At 54.0% G+C, this 15,875-nt stretch carries 15 protein-coding genes; 4 read left to right on the top strand and 11 right to left on the bottom strand.

Going from position 1 to position 15,875, the window contains the following annotated elements; all coding sequences use genetic code 11:
- The first annotated feature begins 139 nt into the window (after positions 1-139).
- Positions 140-1,201 carry an extracellular catalytic domain type 1 short-chain-length polyhydroxyalkanoate depolymerase gene (locus tag MW898_RS08680; protein ID WP_248906315.1) on the top strand — a complete coding sequence of 354 codons (1,062 nt, stop codon included), beginning with the start codon at positions 140-142 and terminating at the stop codon, positions 1,199-1,201.
- An 80-nt stretch (positions 1,202-1,281) separates the two neighbouring features.
- On the opposite strand, the gene MW898_RS08675 is transcribed toward MW898_RS08680, so the two are convergent.
- A complete protein-coding gene (locus tag MW898_RS08675) occupies positions 1,282-1,968 on the bottom strand; it encodes an HAD family hydrolase (RefSeq protein ID WP_248906313.1) in 687 nt (228 codons plus the stop codon).
- A 234-nt stretch (positions 1,969-2,202) separates the two neighbouring features.
- Between MW898_RS08675 and MW898_RS08670 the strand changes: the two genes are divergently transcribed.
- Together MW898_RS08670 and MW898_RS08665 are read left to right on the top strand one after the other, a co-directional pair.
- Positions 2,203-3,111, top strand: a complete 909-nt coding sequence (locus tag MW898_RS08670) for a helix-turn-helix transcriptional regulator (RefSeq protein WP_248906311.1) — start codon at positions 2,203-2,205, stop codon at positions 3,109-3,111.
- Between the two features lie 69 nt (positions 3,112-3,180).
- Entirely contained in the window at positions 3,181-3,699 is a 519-nt protein-coding gene (locus tag MW898_RS08665) for a winged helix-turn-helix domain-containing protein (RefSeq protein ID WP_248906309.1), read from the top strand.
- 37 nt (positions 3,700-3,736) lie between these two features.
- Here the strand turns inward: MW898_RS08665 and MW898_RS08660 are convergent, their stop codons facing one another.
- The 4 genes from MW898_RS08660 to MW898_RS08645 all read right to left on the bottom strand — a co-directional run bounded on the left by MW898_RS08660 (position 3,737) and on the right by MW898_RS08645 (position 8,490).
- A complete protein-coding gene (locus MW898_RS08660) occupies positions 3,737-4,489 on the bottom strand; it encodes a crotonase/enoyl-CoA hydratase family protein (RefSeq protein WP_248906307.1) in 753 nt (250 codons plus the stop codon).
- Positions 4,490-4,566: 77 nt separating this feature from the next.
- Positions 4,567-5,406 (bottom strand): DUF2705 family protein, encoded by an 840-nt coding sequence (locus MW898_RS08655; protein WP_248906305.1) that lies wholly within the window; start codon positions 5,404-5,406, stop codon positions 4,567-4,569.
- Positions 5,403-6,365: an ABC transporter ATP-binding protein gene (locus MW898_RS08650; RefSeq protein WP_248909729.1), complete on the bottom strand. Its 963-nt coding sequence runs from the start codon at positions 6,363-6,365 to the stop codon at positions 5,403-5,405. The genes MW898_RS08655 and MW898_RS08650 overlap by 4 nt, the downstream gene beginning before the upstream one ends.
- A 193-nt stretch (positions 6,366-6,558) precedes the next feature.
- Positions 6,559-8,490 (bottom strand): ABC transporter ATP-binding protein, encoded by a 1,932-nt coding sequence (locus MW898_RS08645; RefSeq protein ID WP_248906304.1) that lies wholly within the window; start codon positions 8,488-8,490, stop codon positions 6,559-6,561.
- A 266-nt stretch (positions 8,491-8,756) separates the two neighbouring features.
- Here MW898_RS08645 and MW898_RS08640 point away from each other — a divergent pair, with 266 nt between their 5' ends.
- Complete coding sequence (locus MW898_RS08640) at positions 8,757-9,692, top strand: ArsA family ATPase (protein WP_248906302.1); 936 nt, start codon at positions 8,757-8,759, stop codon at positions 9,690-9,692.
- A gap of 121 nt (positions 9,693-9,813) precedes the next feature.
- On the opposite strand, the gene MW898_RS08635 is transcribed toward MW898_RS08640, so the two are convergent.
- The 6 genes from MW898_RS08635 to MW898_RS08610 all read right to left on the bottom strand — a co-directional run bounded on the left by MW898_RS08635 (position 9,814) and on the right by MW898_RS08610 (position 15,874).
- Entirely contained in the window at positions 9,814-10,215 is a 402-nt protein-coding gene (locus MW898_RS08635) for a Zn-ribbon domain-containing OB-fold protein (protein WP_248906299.1), read from the bottom strand.
- Positions 10,208-11,392 (bottom strand): thiolase family protein, encoded by a 1,185-nt coding sequence (locus tag MW898_RS08630; RefSeq protein ID WP_248906297.1) that lies wholly within the window; start codon positions 11,390-11,392, stop codon positions 10,208-10,210. Before MW898_RS08630 ends, MW898_RS08635 begins: the two co-directional genes overlap by 8 nt.
- Positions 11,393-12,337: 945 nt before the next feature.
- Positions 12,338-13,225, bottom strand: coding sequence for a Gfo/Idh/MocA family oxidoreductase (locus tag MW898_RS08625; RefSeq protein ID WP_248906295.1), 888 nt, complete (start codon positions 13,223-13,225; stop codon positions 12,338-12,340).
- A 576-nt stretch (positions 13,226-13,801) separates the two neighbouring features.
- Positions 13,802-14,026 carry a hypothetical protein gene (locus MW898_RS08620; RefSeq protein WP_248906294.1) on the bottom strand — a complete coding sequence of 75 codons (225 nt, stop codon included), beginning with the start codon at positions 14,024-14,026 and terminating at the stop codon, positions 13,802-13,804.
- On the bottom strand, positions 14,026-14,955 hold the full coding sequence (locus MW898_RS08615; RefSeq protein WP_248906292.1) for a carbohydrate ABC transporter permease: 930 nt from the start codon (positions 14,953-14,955) through the stop codon (positions 14,026-14,028). The genes MW898_RS08620 and MW898_RS08615 overlap by 1 nt, the downstream gene beginning before the upstream one ends.
- Positions 14,939-15,874: a carbohydrate ABC transporter permease gene (locus tag MW898_RS08610; RefSeq protein ID WP_248906290.1), complete on the bottom strand. Its 936-nt coding sequence runs from the start codon at positions 15,872-15,874 to the stop codon at positions 14,939-14,941. The genes MW898_RS08615 and MW898_RS08610 overlap by 17 nt, the downstream gene beginning before the upstream one ends.
- Position 15,875 lies beyond the last annotated feature (1 nt).

The following is a 15,875-nucleotide window of genomic DNA, read 5'->3' as shown; positions in this document are numbered from 1 at the left end:
CGGTGGTTAGTCTTCGCGCTGTCGTGTTTCGTCACGAGGTTCGCGTCTGCCGAGATTTGATTGGAAATCAATCAAGATATAATCTTGTTCATATATTAATGAAAGAATACATCATCTTGGATCGTCTATTGTGTCGTATATGTCATACGACTCAGACCGATCGTCCCTTCGTGGCACACGGATTGATCGGCGAACAATGTTGAAGAGCATTGGCGGTGTGGTCACTGGTGTGGCGATGGGAAGCGTATCGACGGTTAGCGCGGCTGCTGGCAGTTACACTGACGAGAGTTACAACGGACGACGGTACACGAAATACGTGCCGAGCACGAACGACGGGAGTGAGGCAGTGCCCCTTCTATTAATGATGCACGGCTGTACTCAGAGTCCCGATGGGTTCAAGGACGCGACTCAGATGAATCAGATTTCTGAGGAGAATGGCTTCATTGTCGTCTATCCCGAGCAGACGACGGGATTGTACGACTGTTGGCAGTGGTTCAACGACGCGAACACCACACGCAACAGGGGTGAACTCACGGAGATGGTCGGGATTGTCGATCAGGAGAAAAACCGCGAGAACATTGATACCCAACGGGTGTACATCGCTGGGTTCTCAGCCGGTGCAGCCTTCGTCCCGAACGCGATCGTAGAGTACGCCGACGTCTTCGCGGCCGGTGCGGTTCATTCGGGAACAATGTACGACGTTGCTGAGTCCCAAATCGAAGGAAACACCGTTCTCTTCAACTGTAGCGCTGGTTCGTCGACAGATCCGGTCGTAGAGGGGCAACACGCGTACGACCGCATGGAGCAGTTCGGAATTACACAACCGGTCCCAACCATCGTCTTCCATGGGACGAACGACACTACGGTCTATCCGTGCAATGGCCACGAAGCCGCAGAACAGGCGACCGTCACCAACGATCTCGCGCTCGATGGAAGCGACGACGGCGGTGTTGACTACACTGCCGACGTGACGAACAGCGGCTCGGGATCTAGCCGCAGCTACACCGAGTACGAATACCACGACCCACACGGTCGAGCTATCGTCGAAAAGTACATTGTTGATGGTATGGGTCACGCATGGTCCGGTGGTGCCACTGACGGTTCCTACACGGACCCCGGAGGACCGGATGCCTCCCAAATCATCTGGAACTTCTTTTCAAAGTGGACGAACACCGGGAGCAGCTTACGTTCCTCTGACTGACGGCGGGTGTCTGCCACACTCAAGCCGGACTGTGGAATGTGCGACACCGGCGATTCGATCAGTGCCGAGAGCCATGGAAATTACTCTAGAAGCGCTCGAAGCGATCCGAGTGTCTGAATGTTATACGCCTGATGGTTTGGAAATGAGCCGTCACGATTAATATACACGGGAACCGCATCAGCAGTCCGTGCAGCCTCCACATCGACCGCACTGTCCCCGACGTAGGCTGGTGATTCGACACCGAGACGCCTCTTTGCGTCGAGAATGAAGTCCGGGTTTGGCTTTCGGTGATCGTTTGTTTCGAGCCCTTCGAGTCCGACGACCCCATCAACGTGATCGTGAACGGGTAGTTTGTGAAGCAGTTGTTCAACAGATGCTTGCGGTTGATTGCTAACGATCGCAATCTTGAACGACGCGGACAGTGCTTGAATGACCGAGATATCATCGTAAGCAGTTATTTCGCCAGCCTCGAATCGATGAACCTTTTCTTTGGTTCCGCGATGATGAACAGCATCCCAGAAGTCTGACGGTCGATCGATCCCAAGCTCGGTACACGTCTGCCTGAAATGATCGGCTCCTGGTCGTCCGAACAATGAAACGACGTTTCCAGGACTGATATCATCGACACCCATAGCTCTGGCTTCTTTTTGTACCATCTGAATGAGCCAGTTTGGTATCCCTGTGTCACAAAAGTCGATGAGTACACCATCGAAATCAAAGAACACGCAATCAATCTCTCCTGTGAGATCGCGTATCTTTTCTCCCATATCCCATTGTTATATTGACGGGTAATAATTCTTTCATTGATCAGTAAGTATAATAACAGATATTGTACGATTGTTATCCGACAGCATCGTAGAACACATAGCAAGTACATTCCATCTTCATGAATTGTTTTATAACGAATACGAATGCTGGTTTCTGTAATCAAAGCGCAGACATCTGCTATTCGTGAACAGAGTTACTATCCGTGCGATCCAAGTCCTCTTGAGAGGAGTACTATGAGGACCACCGAAAACAACCGAGATGACGACTCGCGTCCGAAGCGAGGATCTCCAATTTTGGAGTCGATCCTTGAGAACGCGAGAAACCGCCGCCACCTCGGTCAGCGGTTGGCAGCGGTTGATACGCGGCTCGATACTGATGTACTCCTCGACATCGTCCGGCACGGGCCACTCCTCGAAACATTACTTGAGCAGCCGCTCGATCACCGAGAAATCGAGGAGCGACTCGGCGTCTCACGGGCGACAAGCCACCGCTTTACGCAACGACTCGACGAACTTGGTTTCATTACAAAAATCAACAGTAGGTTTCAGTTGACTGGGTTGGGTGAGACTGTCGCCGAAGAGGTGCTTCGCTTCGAGACGAATGTACAAACAGCCAACCGACTGTCACCACTGCTAGACTGCATCTGTGAGGATCTTCGCGAGTTCGTTATCGAATCGTTCGTCGACGCGACAGTTACCGTTGCAGCGCCTGAGGAGCCATATCGGCCCATCGAACGGTTTATTTCTCTCGTGGAAAACTCAGACTCCTTCCGTGGATTCAACACGACTCACATGGCGCCGATCGTCCTCGGCGAATTTCATCGGCAGATCTTCGATGAGACCGAAACCGAAATGGTGTATCTCCCGCACGTCGCCGAGAAGCTCTTCGAGGCGTATCCAGAGCACGCAAGCGAGGCAATCGAGAGCGGACACCTGACTCTCCGAACGCGCGATGAGTTACCGTACGGGCTTGCACTCTTTGATGATCACGTCGGGATCGGCGGCTACGATGAATCGACGGGACAGATGCAGGTGTTCGTCGATACTGAATCACCTGTCGCACGAGAATGGGCCGAGCGAGTCTATGCGTCTGTGAGAGCGGATTCTGAACCGATCGTCGAACAGATCGATTCACTTCACTAATCTATCCTGCTGTCGTCGAACGATACTACTGGCAGAATGTCTTTACGTGATCTCGCCCTATGGCTGTTTATGGCTCATTTAGAGCGTGTCACAGCTGATGATCTCCGAAGCGTGCTGGCGGCGGTCGAGGGAAAACAAGCGACACAACGGGTCATGGTGGGTCTTACCTACAAAGAGGGAATCTCGCAAGCGAAGTTAGCAGAGATGTATGGGGTCACAGAAAAAACAATCTACAACTGGTTGTGTCGTCTCGACCGACTCGCTGATGAGCCGTTTGAAGCGGTCGTCTACGACGACGATCGACCAGGACGTCCAGCAAAGCTCTCCAATGACGAACGCGAGCAGTTCGAACAGACGCTTCATCATTCTCCAACTGCGGTTGGATATGATGCGCCAGTGTGGACAGCAGCGCTCGCACAGGAGTATATTGAGTCGACGTTTGGTGTCGATTATTGCCTCCGACGGGTCCGCGCACTCATGAGCGAAGCCGGTTTATCGTATACGACTGCCCGACAGGATCATCAGAACGCCGACGGACGAGGACACGACGGATTCGAGGAAGAATTTCAGAAAGGCTGGATGATTTAGGGTCAGAACAAATTGAAACAAGACAGGTGGTACGTGTTTATTCTTCTCGACGCTCGATATTCTCACCGTGGCGTCCTTCCCCCGACTCGAAGCGTTCTGCACCTTCGTGTGCGGTTTCGAGCGCTCGTTGGCCGTGCCACGCTTCGATGCGGAGTCCTTGTGCCAGTTCCTCGCCAAGCCCATCGTAGACCGCCGCACGGTCGGTTCGGACCGTCTGTTGTGGGTATTCAGCGATTGTGGCAGCCATCTCCTGTGCCACCGCAAGCGCCGCGCCATCGTCCGCGATGCGAGTGAGTAATCCCCATTCTTTGGCCTCACGAGCGTTGACGGCACGACCTGTGAGAATCATATCGAGCGCTCGTCCGAGTCCGACGATGTGCGGGAGTCGTTGGGTACCGCCATCCACTAGCGGCACACCGAACCGCCGCTCAAAGCAGCCGAACGTCGCGCTCTCTCCGGCAACACGAAGATCACACCAGAGAGCCAGCTCTAGTCCGCCCGCGACACAGTGTCCTTCGATCGCTGCGATCGTGGGCTTTTCCACGTGCATTCGTGAAAAACCAAGCCATCCTTCGGGACGATCTTCGAGATCCATCGCTTTCAGATCGGCTCCCGCCGAGAATGTCCCTCCTGATCCGGTCAGAATGCCCACGAATGCGTCGTCATCGTCGTCGAATCGCTGCCATGCATCACGGAGTGCCAATGCAGTCTCGTTGTCGATCGCGTTTTTGGCCTCCGGACGGTCAATGGTGATGACAGCGATCGATCCATCCAGCGTGTAGTCGACCATACGTACTGTCAAACTCTCGATCAACAAATAGCGTTGCGTGAGTGTCGTCTCACGTGCTCAGATGGTAGGCCAACAGTTCAGCCGAGATCTGCACGCTCAAAGCGCCAGTATCCAAGCAGTAGCGGCACGACGAGCCAGACAGCGAGAATGACCAGCATGAACCAGCCGTCGAGGTAGAAGGGTGTGTTGGGGTCAAGCCACTGTCGTTGCCCGATCTGGCGGATGTACGAGTCTGGGAACACGAGCTGCATTGAGTTCATGTACGCCCCTGTCGGACTGAGCGCCCAAACGAGGTCCTTGATGTTCGTCGATACCGTCGTCCCGAGCTTGTCCGCGACGAATGAGACGACTGTCCTCGGTTGGATCGGCAGGAAGTTCCAGAACACGTTCAACACGAACCAGACGGCGATAGACGCGCCCATTGCCCGCGATCGAGTACTGGTCGCAGCCGAAATCGCAACCGCGATGCTCACATAGACGAGCGCATACAGCAGCGTCAGTCCGACGAACGCGACGAAATCGCCGATGAAAACTTCAGGATAATAGTACATCGCCACTGCGAGACCGACCGCGTAGGCGAACGCGATTGCCACTGCCACTACCGTCGATCGGGCAACGAGCTTCCCGATGACGACATCGCGGCGGTTGTTCGGATACGATAATAGAAACTTGAGGTTTCCGCTCTGCCGTTCTCCGGCCACCGAGAGATACGCAGCAACGAGCGCGATGAGCGGGATAATGAGGATGGCGATGGCGATCATCATCCAGAGTGACATGTACATATCCGTCGCTCCGGTGGTGCCGGTTCCCCAGAAAAACAGCACAGTAAACGCGAGATACAACAGTCCGACTCCCCGGACGAGATTAGATCGACGAACGTCGAGGAGGTCCTTGCGGACGACGCCAGCGATGCTCACGCAATCACCTCCTGTTTGTCCTTTTCCTTTGTTTCATCGTCGTCAACATCACGATCACCATCTCTGCTGTCTGTGTACTCATTGAACAGCTCTTCGAGCGACGCTTCTCCGACGACGATTCCGGTGATCGTCGCGTTGGTGTCGATGTGGCGTATCACGCTCATCTTCGCATCAGTGGACGAACAGTGGGTGTGGATCTCGTTGCCCTCAACCGTTGTGTTGCTCACCCCGTCTAACGATTGTAGTTGGAGGTCGTCCGGAACTGCTTCGACAGTGATTTCGACCTCACCACCTGTGCCAGTGTGCTCGCGGAGAGTATCGATGCTGTCGAGGGCAACAAGCTCGCCGTTGTTCATGATGCCAACGCGGTCACAGACTGCCTCAACTTCCGAGAGGATATGGCTCGAAAAGAAGACGGTTGTGCCGGATTCAGCTTCTTCTCGAAGAAGCTCTCGAAAATGCTGGATACCGTTCGGGTCCAATCCGGAAGTGGGTTCATCAAGGATGATGAGTTCGGGATCACCGATCAACGCCATCCCGAGGGAGAGACGCTGTCGCATTCCTTTCGAGAAACCTCCTGTTTTTCGATCTCCGTCATCGCTCAATCCGACGCGCGCTAAGACGGACTCGGGCGTGTCGTCAGCGTTTTTCATCTGAACACAGAGCTCAAGATGCTCACGCGCGGTGAGGCGCTCGTATAGCTCCAACCCTTCTGGGAGGACGCCGACTCGCTTGCGAATTGCGTCCGTTTCTGTCTGTGAATCGTAGCCGAGGACAGTAGCTGCCCCGGCTGTCGGCCGGTGGAAATCCAAGAGCATATTGATCGTCGTGGATTTTCCAGCTCCGTTCGGACCCAAAAATCCGAATATCTCTCCATCTTCGATGCGGAGGTTCAAATCGTTAACAGCGAGGACCTCGCCAAAACGCTTCGTGAGGGCAGTCGTTTCGATAGCGACCATTCTACTGCTGGGATATATCGCATCGATAATAAATGGAACAGATGTGTCGCTCATCGTGAGACTGTAGAACACACGAATGTACTGCATCGTGGGTCCAAATGGTAGATTCAAATCCCACTCTCTTGTGATATGAGCGTGTCATCTCTGAATGATTTGATATACTGTTGTAAAATAACAGGCCAATAACGATGGATCAGTCCGTGTTCGTTCTGTTTGCGGTCTCTTGAGCGACACGTTCGCTCGCTTGTTCGACGAATTCGTCGGGGAGATCATCGATCTCACCCGCTTGAACACGCCAGAGGTTAGCGTACAGGCCATCCTCAGCGATCAAGGCGTCGTGGGGGCCCTGTTCGACAATCTGGCCGTCTTCGATGACGAGTATCGTATCGGCATCTCTGACTGTCGAGAGGCGGTGAGCAATGACGAACGTCGTTCGATCGGCAGCCAGTTCGTCGATGGATCGCTGGATGAGCATCTCAGTCTCCGTATCAACCGCACTCGTCGCCTCGTCGAAGATGAGGATTTCCGGGTGCTGGAGAATCGTTCGAGCGATGGCGACGCGCTGTCGCTGTCCGCCCGACAGCTTGACCCCCCGCTCACCGATATCTGTGTCATAGCCGTTCGGAAGATTGGCGATGAACTCGTGGGCCTCCGCGCGCTTTGCGGCCTTGATGACCTCCTCGTCGGTCGCCTCGAACTGACCGTACTTGATGTTTTCAGTTATCGTTCCGTCGAACAGGAAATTCTCTTGACCGACGTACCCCATCGACTGACGGAGGCTCTCCAGCGTGAGGGTTCGAATGTCGTTGTCATCGAGTCGAACAGCTCCTTCATCGACATCGTGGAGTCGCAGTAGTAACTTGAGAATCGTCGTCTTCCCCGCCCCGGTGGGTCCAACGAGTCCGACCGTTTCACCCGGTTCTGCTACGAATGACACGTTTTCGAGGACGTACTCGTCGTCGTAGGCAAAGGAGACGTCGTCGTATTCGATTCGTCCATCGGTATCTTGGAGGTCGATCGCATCCGGTGCGTTCTGAATGTTCACGGGGAGACTCATCAGCCCAAGGATCCGTTTCGTCGAGGCCCGGGCGTCTTCGTAGCGATCGACGATATTTCCCATTTGTGCCAGTGGGCCGACCAACCGCTGGGTGAGGATCAGGAACGTGACGAGGTTGCCTACGGCAAGATCACCAGCGAGCGGACCGGGAGCACTGCCCTCTATGAGCCAGAGACCGCCGACCGTGAACGTGAGAATAAATGAAATGGAGGTCAGTGCTTGCAATCCCGGCCGGTAGATGAAGTTGAGACGAAGCGCCAGCCAATCCAATCGAAAGTATGCGTAGGAGTGATCGCGAACCCGCTCGTCCTCGTACTCTTCTGTGTTGTTAGCTTTGATCACCTGAATCCCGTTCAGGTTGTTTTCCAGTCGGCTGTTGAGATCGCCAACCGACTCGCGGACGTCGGTGTAGCGCTCCTCGGCGATACGCATGAACCAGTAGGTGAACACAGCAGCAACAGGGATGACCGACAGCGTCACAACAGCGAGATGTCGGTTAATCGAAAAAAGGAATGCGGCTGTTCCGAGAATGAGGACACCGAGTTGAATTGCCTCACCCATCATCGAATCGAGGAACTGCTCCAATCGATTGGTATCGTTAGAAAGAATCGACATGAGTTCGCCCGTCTGCATTTCGGTGAAAAAGTCGATGTCGAGCCGTTGCATCTGCTGGTAGGTCGCCGTCCGCACTTCGTGTTTGACTCGGTGGGAGAACAAGTTCAACGATGATTGCCGAGCAAAGTTGAGAAACGCAGACCCAACCATTGCGACTGCCATCACACCAACCGAAAACCAGAACTGCCCGGACGTGGTCTCGGGCAGCCACGCCTGTGGCACAAACGGGAGTGTGAATGGCTTAGTCTTATTGAACAGGGCGTCGATCGCCACGCCAAGAATGACGGGTGGCAACAGCGAGAGGAACCGAGCGGCCGTGCTCGTGAGAACGCCGACGATGAACCATCGCCGGTTCCCCTCTCCGTATTCCATAAACAGACGAATTAACGGGTGTTCGATCGTTTCGCGGTGCTCCTTGATGGCCTTTGAATCGAGTTGTCTCTCCGAACTCATTGGGTGGTTGGCGTTCCCAGCGCTTCCTCAGGCATGGATAAACACATTCGGATACCTGCACGCCTGACCGCTACTGAATTATTTGAAATATGACCTATCTATATTTCATCATGAGAAAGTCGTGTTCACGATGCAGCTCATCTAACGAGATATAGGATAGACGAGATTGAAATCCACACCTCTAAAGGTGAAATATATTGTCTCAGAGTGTTACTATTGGCGAATCAGGACACACGATTTTGCGGACACAGCACGAAGCACATCACATGTCCAAATACATACTCTACGGGGGGAAAGGTGGTGTCGGGAAAACGACGTGTGCCGCTGCGACGGCAATCGCACTCGCCAATCGCGGCGAGCGGACGCTCGTCGTGTCGACTGATCCCGCACACTCACTCGGTGAGAGCCTTGGGGTCGATCTCGGCGGCAGTCCGACAGAGATCGAATCGGAGCTTTGGGGTGTCGAGGCAGACGCCACATCGGGTCAAGACATCTATCGGGCTGTCGTTGAGGCGATTGCGGCCGATCTTCGTGAGGCTGGTATCCGTCTCACCGACGAAGATGTCGAGCGTTTGTTCACCGCTGGATTCGTCCCTGGGAGCGATGAACTGGCTGCACTGCAGTTCTTCGATGAGTACGGGCGTGAGGACGAGTGGGACCGCGTCGTATTCGACACCGCTCCGACTGGCCACACACTCCGTTTGTTGGGTCTGCCTGACGTGCTGAGCGAATCACTATCGACAGCCGCGAAGCTCCAAGGACAGGTCCATCAGATGGTCGACTCTGCGAGGAGTATGGTGTTCGGCCCAGCAGCCTTTTTCCGAAGCGACCGCGATGCGGACGAGATCGAGACACTCCGAAACAGGATGGAGCGTGTCGCTGCGCTCGTTCGTGACTCCGAACGCACCGATTTCAGGGTTGTCCTCATCCCCGAAACGCTTGCGATCGAAGAAACGAGACAGCTCGTCGAACGGCTGCGTTCGTTCGACATTTCCGTCGAAACGCTCGTCGTCAATCGCGTTGTCGAAGAGGTCGCTACGGACTGTGGCCGGTGTCGAGCACGGCAAGCACGACACGAACAGAATATTAATCGCATCGAGTCGGAGTTTCCGGACTTCTCGATTCAGGTGGTGCCCGAACTCGATGGGGAAGCGTACGGTCGGCCCGCGCTCGAACAACTCGCCGACGAAATTGCTATCTAATCACAGTTCAGGTGCTCCATTGAACCAGTGTTTCTCTGATTAGTGGATTCGATCGTCGAGCGCTGGGCACAGATGCCGTTGTGAACGGTGCTAAATCGGATTCACACGGCTAGAAGACCGTTCACTCTTGCAGTTCAAAGACGAGACGGACATCGTCCGACGAAAGCGTCGATGTGTCGAGGCAGACGCGACGTCCCACCTCGATCGCCGCTGGATCACAATCAACCTGTCCCATGAGCCGTGGCCCTTCGTCTAACGTAACGATGGCCGAAACGAGGGGTGCATCCGCCTCGAACGTCCGTGTAGGTCGGTGAATGCAGGTATGGCCGTAGACGGTACCAGTTCCCGTGATCGATTCGAACGTCCAATCATCGGAGTAGCAGACCGGACAGTATCGTCGTGGAGGATGACTCGCACTGCCACAAGCGTGACAGCGCACGATGCAGACATCTCCGTCTGCCACCCGTTGCCAGTACTGCCGTTCGTGATCGGTTGTCGCCGACGGCATCGGTCGGTTAGTCACGGGTATCACCCCGTTCGAGTACCGCAACCGCCTGTGTCGAGAAAACCCCACCGTTTCCGTGCACAAGCGCTGTCGACGCGTCTTCTACCTGTGTCGCCTCGGCCCGTCCTTGGAGTTGGCGGATTGTTTCAGTGATGTGGAATATTCCGCTCGGCATTCCGGGATGTGCTTGTGCGAGCGCCCCACCGTGGGTGTTGAGCGGCCATTTTCCAGAGAGCCGGAGGTCGCCACTTTCGATGAGGGAACCGCCGTCGCCGAGCTCGCAAAACCCGAGATCTTCGACGATCCGAAGAACGGTGATCGTAAAACAGTCGTAGATTTCGAGGAGGTCGATCTCGTCGTGGGTGACATCCGCTTCGGTCATCGCCTGCTGACCTGCTTTTACAGCGCCTGTTTCACCGAACGTCGGCATTTGTGTGAGGTGATCGTGCGTGTGTTGCGCTCCGAACCCTACTAGCCGAACTGGAGGGCGCTCGCTGTTACCTCGGCTTTCCCTATCGAGGCGCTCTGCGTTTGCTTCGGTCGTCACGATGAATGCCGCGCCTCCATCGGAGATGAGAGCGCATTGATCCGCTGTCAGCGGTGTTGAGATCATGGGTGAGTCGAGGATCTCATCTGCCGATTTCGTCTCAGTCTCGTGTACCCGATCCGGTCGCTGCATCGATGCGTGCTCGTACGCGATAGACGCTACCTCGGCGAGCTGTTTTCGTGTCGTTCCGAACGTATCGATGTGCCAGTTTGCAACATGTGCATAGAGCGATGGGACGATGTTTGCGGGATCCTCGAACGTACCAACGCTTTCGGCCAACGATTCGATGACTGTCGACGGTCCTACCTCTGAGGAGAGCGCATCCGCGGCAACGACGAGCACGGTTTCTGCCCGACCGGTTTCGACTGCCGCTGTCGCTCGTTTAATCGAGTTCACGTGGGATGCACCACCAAGGCCAGTTAGTTCTGCAAACTGTAACGGAGCCAATCCGAGGTGTTCGATCAGGCGAGGAAGCGGAAAACGCTCCGATCGAAACGGCGCACTGGCGATGAGTCCATCAATATCGTCCGGCTCAAGCCCGGTATCACTCAACGCTTCGCGGGTCGCCCACATATTCAGAGCTTCGTATCCGCAGCCGACTGCCTCTCCGACACTCGTTTCGCCGTAACCGATCAGTACTGCACCCATCTGTGTCTATTACAGACGGCATCGATAGTAAAGAAACGTGGCGTGGGTGTGCCGTCACTGTCATCTTGAAACGACACGACCCGTTGGATCTCTGCGAATCAGATTACATCGCAATTTCGGATCGGTGGTCTGAGGGAAAATGAATTAAAATTATCTTCGCACCTGCTGTAGGGCGATTACGTGATGAATTTCAATCGATGGCCAGCTAACGTTATATAAACGAGCTCGAAGGTTCGATCATCTTCTCTTCTTGTGGTGAACACTTCTCGGTCCAACTGTGATATCTTTCGATACTACCGCACAATCGTAGGATTTCTCTACGATCGCAGAATATGAGTGCCGTTATGTGGACCCCTGTTCGAAGACTACTCTCAGCCAGTTTGGCGGCTCTGTTGTCACCGTGAAGCACCTAACCATCCAATCGTCTCTAACTCCAATCTTGATCTGTGTCTTTATTTTTACGAGCAATTCAGATCTTGGGTGCAACTCATCATCTTCGGACTTGTGAGTGGCCGTTTCGTGATGCACCAATCGTCTAATGAATGCACACTCATCCATAGTGAATTCACCCTCAGTAGCGCATACAGCATCGTTCTGTCCTTCTCACGGAAAACTCACATTTTTCCGAAAAGGTTCCACGATCGTTGGTCCTCGATTTGAGGATGGAGACATCATTCAGAGTTGACACATGCACTTGTTCACTCCAATTCGTATTCGCTACTACACATTTTTGGACTAATGATCGAGGAATAATATCACTCTCTCGCAGTCATAACCGACGAATCGTGTGCGAAACGAGCGTTACAGGTGTAAGATCGTAAGCTAACCGTAAAATGAACGTTCGGTGTCGTAAAACGGACCGGCGCTATCGTTGTGCCGTTCGCGGCGACAGAATGTTCGTGAACCCTTCGGCTACGGCATCGCTCATTTTCTGGTTACGTGATCTCAGTAGTACGGTTCATACTGGGCAAGGAACCGTTCTCCGTCTGCGGCTACGGTGTCTATCGATTCGCTTTCGGGCGTGATCGTTCGATCTTCATCGATAGCCGCCTCAACCGCGAGCAGAAGCGTCCCGGCGTCGAGTCGTTGTGCAGTGTCGTCGTGGCTGCCTCGAACGACCATTCGGAACGACTCTACGAGAGGTCGGTACATTTCAGCTAACGTCTGGCTGTTGCTCCCGAGCTCGACGGTCCGCGTCCTCGTTCCGACATCCAGCACACTGAACGTCCCGCTGTCGGGACTACCGTCGAATCGGATTGTCGCGTGTGTACCGTTCTCGAAGCTGATATCGACGGTCGTACCGGGTCCATCGGACAGGCGGACTGATACCCAGTCGGCATCCGCAAGGTGTCGAACCGTGTCGACGAGATGTACTCGATAATAGAAGAAATCGTTGTAACCCGCGGCAAACACCGTTCGGTTGGGGTCGTCGCATGGAAGCGCGGCGATGTCCGGGTGAAACGGAAGCGCTGAACCACCAGACAGTGGTGTCGTTTTGGTAGCGGCTGCGATAGCGTCGATATCGGATTGACAGCCGGCGAGTGGTTTGTCGATGAACGTCGGTATCCCTGCGTTCAAAAAGCGCGTTGCGAGTGGCTGGTGGGTCTCCCAGTTGACGGTCAGTACCATCGCTGCGTCGACTCGATCGACTAACGTCGAGAGGCTACACTGCTCTGTATCGTGTTCCTCGCAGAACGTTGTTCTGTACTCCTGATCACGAACAACAGCACCGTCCCAGACACCCGCAACCGTCATATCGCTGGTCTCGTCGATGACACTGGCGAATGATTCCGCGTGGCTCGTGTCGAGACCGACGATACCGATGTCTAACATGGGCGTACTCCTCTTTAATAGCGCTACTGATAATAACTCATCTGTCGTGATCACCGCACAACTCCGTACACAGTTACGTAACCGACGTGCGATTCGATAGTAAAGATATGTGTCCATTCAAATCATCTATCAAGATTGAAATTATAAAAGAAGTATTATATTTTGGATATCGGGTGTCATATTCGAAATACTGAATACATCCATCGACAAATATCAAATAGTATCAATAGTACGTCATTCAATAATCAAATTATTCATATGGCTGTGTGGGTTGGAAACGGTGTGTTTGCTCGAAATTTCACGTCGAATTCTGCGATATGATACAGAAGACGGCATTTCGTCCCAATCAACCATCGTGTTGTGATGCTAAATCAGAGGATAATCAGATAGGTTACTATACTGACTATCTGCAGTTGTCGTCACAGATATTCCACCACCCATATCAAATATACTATTATTAGTATAATCGAACTGTTTTGGATAATATCTTTGAATTTACATCATTGATTGTGTGATTGTGACTCCTCGTGCGATGGCCAGAATAATTTCTGAGTCCAATAGATGACCGTTCAGAATTCAGTGCGGCCACGGTCGCATCGGCCAGAAGAACGCGAGAAGCGCCAAGCCAAGTAGCACGAATCCGCCTATTTTCATCACCGGTCCCGCATCCATCTCGTCACGAACGAACGACATGTAGAGGACGCCAATAGCGGCAACGAAGAAAACGAGTGCTCCGCCAACGATCGGCTCATTCTGCCCGGAGTAGCCGAGTCGCAACACAATCGAAGGAAGAGAGAGCATTATCCTTTCCCTCCTGTGAGGGCAATTCCTTCCATGAAGGTGCGTTGTGCGAGCAGATACGCCGAGATGACGGGCAGCGCAGCGAGGATGACCGCCGCGAGGAGCTGTCCCCATTGTGAACTGTACCGCCCAGTGAGCAGGCCGATACCGACTTGCAAGGGATACATTGCCGAATCGTTGAGGATGACCAGCGGCCAGAGGAACGCTCCCCAGACGAAGATAAACGTGAACACACCCAACGACGCGAGCGCAGGCTTTGCCAACGGCAGCATGATGCGCGTGTAAATTTGGAATATGCTACAGCCGTCCATCCGTGCCGCCTCAATGAGTGAATCAGGAATGCCAAGGAAAAATTGACGCATCATGAACGTCCCGAACGGGTTGGCGATGTACAACACCATAATCGCCCAATAGGTGTTCGACCAGTTCACCGCATTCATCTCCAAGTAGAGCGGAACGAGCACCACCTGTGGCGGGATGACGAGTGTCCCGATGACCAGCGTATAGACGATCGATTTCCCTCTGAAGTCGCCTTTTGCGAGCGCATAGCCCGCAAGCGTATCTAACACCAGCGTGAAGAACACGACACCGACTGCCAACACGAGACTGTTGAGCACCCACCGATCAAGCGGGTTCTGAAGCCAGACGTTGACGTAGTTCGCAAACGTCGGATTCGCCGGAATGATCTGCTTGATTGTCGTGAAAATCTTGTTTTCGGGCTTGAGAGACGTGAGAAACGCCCAAATGAATGGAATGGTCATGATCGCACTCGCGGCGATCAGGATGACGTGAGCGACGCCCTTCGCAAGCGTATCGTACCACGACCGCTCCTGCTCGATGTTCGGCCGACCGTCGTCGAACTCGAGTTTGTGATCAGGTTCAGATTCAGGTTTAGGTTCAGGTTCGGTTTCGTTAGTACCCAACGTCATCACCCCACGTGCGCTGTTGGAAGATGCTCAGTCCAAAGACGATGAGGAACAACACGACTGCAATGGCGCTTGCGTATCCCATCTCGAACTGCTGGAAGCCGGTCTGCCAGAAGTAGTAGACGATGGTGTACGTCGAACGGACTGGCCCTCCCTGTGTCATCACGTACACTTGCGTGTAGACACGGAATGAGAAGATAAGCGTCACGACGATTACGAAGAACGATGTCGGCTTCAGGAGCGGCAACGTGACGTATCGGAACCGCTGCCAGCGGCTCGCCCCGTCGACGATGGCTGCCTCGTAGAGATCGTCTGGGATCCCTTTCAATCCAGCGAGGAAGATGACCATGTTGAACCCGACGTGCTTCCAGATGCTCATGAGAGCAATTGACGCCAACGCCGTGCTCGAACTCTGGAGCCACGACAACTGGGGCAGTCCGATAGTTCCCAGTGCAGCGTTTATCAGCCCGTACTCCGGGTTGTAGAGCCACGACCAGATGAGCGAAACAACGACCCACGATGTCACGACTGGCAGGAAAATCGCTGCCGAGTAGAACTTCGTTCCGCGGAGATTCATGTTCAACAGCAGCGCGAGTCCCAGCGCGATGGGGACATCGAAGACGAGCAGCGCCATACTGTATCCGGCAGTGTTGATGATCGCATCCCAGAACACAGGATCGTTGAACAGCCGGACGTAGTTGTCGAGACCAACGAACGGATGCGACTGTGCAAGCGGTGCCCACTTGTGGAGGCTGATGTAAAACGCTCCGATGAACGGGATGAGAAGGATGACCGCGAACAGGATCACTTTCGGCAGGACGATAGCGTACCACGACAGATTTGTGTCGCTGCCGACGCTGGCGCTGGGCAGATAGCCACCGAGACGCTGGCGAACGCGCTCTAATCCGTGTGACTGCGCCATG

The organism is Halocatena marina (assembly GCF_023276375.1).
Taxonomy (GTDB): Archaea; Halobacteriota; Halobacteria; order Halobacteriales; family Haloarculaceae; genus Halocatena; species Halocatena marina.
Note: the sequence above shows the minus strand (reverse complement) of the source record. Positions and strands in the feature narration are given on the sequence as shown.

Bases quoted from the DNA above. Each gene is read 5' to 3' on its own strand.
- MW898_RS08650 (WP_248909729.1), bottom strand. From the start codon at position 6,365: ATGGTCGCTATCGAAACGACTGCCCTCACGAAGCGTTTTGGCGAGGTC.
- MW898_RS08675 (WP_248906313.1), bottom strand. From the start codon at position 1,968: ATGGGAGAAAAGATACGCGATCTCACAGGAGAGATTGATTGCGTGTTC.
- MW898_RS08645 (WP_248906304.1), bottom strand. From the start codon at position 8,490: ATGAGTTCGGAGAGACAACTCGATTCAAAGGCCATCAAGGAGCACCGC.
- MW898_RS08620 (WP_248906294.1), bottom strand. From the start codon at position 14,026: ATGCTCTCTCTTCCTTCGATTGTGTTGCGACTCGGCTACTCCGGGCAG.
- MW898_RS08660 (WP_248906307.1), bottom strand. From the start codon at position 4,489: ATGGTCGACTACACGCTGGATGGATCGATCGCTGTCATCACCATTGAC.
- MW898_RS08610 (WP_248906290.1), bottom strand. From the start codon at position 15,874: ATGGCGCAGTCACACGGATTAGAGCGCGTTCGCCAGCGTCTCGGTGGC.
- MW898_RS08670 (WP_248906311.1), top strand. From the start codon at position 2,203: ATGAGGACCACCGAAAACAACCGAGATGACGACTCGCGTCCGAAGCGA.
- MW898_RS08625 (WP_248906295.1), bottom strand. From the start codon at position 13,225: ATGTTAGACATCGGTATCGTCGGTCTCGACACGAGCCACGCGGAATCA.
- MW898_RS08640 (WP_248906302.1), top strand. From the start codon at position 8,757: ATGTCCAAATACATACTCTACGGGGGGAAAGGTGGTGTCGGGAAAACG.
- MW898_RS08630 (WP_248906297.1), bottom strand. From the start codon at position 11,392: ATGGGTGCAGTACTGATCGGTTACGGCGAAACGAGTGTCGGAGAGGCA.
- MW898_RS08615 (WP_248906292.1), bottom strand. From the start codon at position 14,955: ATGACGTTGGGTACTAACGAAACCGAACCTGAACCTAAACCTGAATCT.
- MW898_RS08680 (WP_248906315.1), top strand. From the start codon at position 140: ATGTCATACGACTCAGACCGATCGTCCCTTCGTGGCACACGGATTGAT.
- MW898_RS08665 (WP_248906309.1), top strand. From the start codon at position 3,181: ATGGCTCATTTAGAGCGTGTCACAGCTGATGATCTCCGAAGCGTGCTG.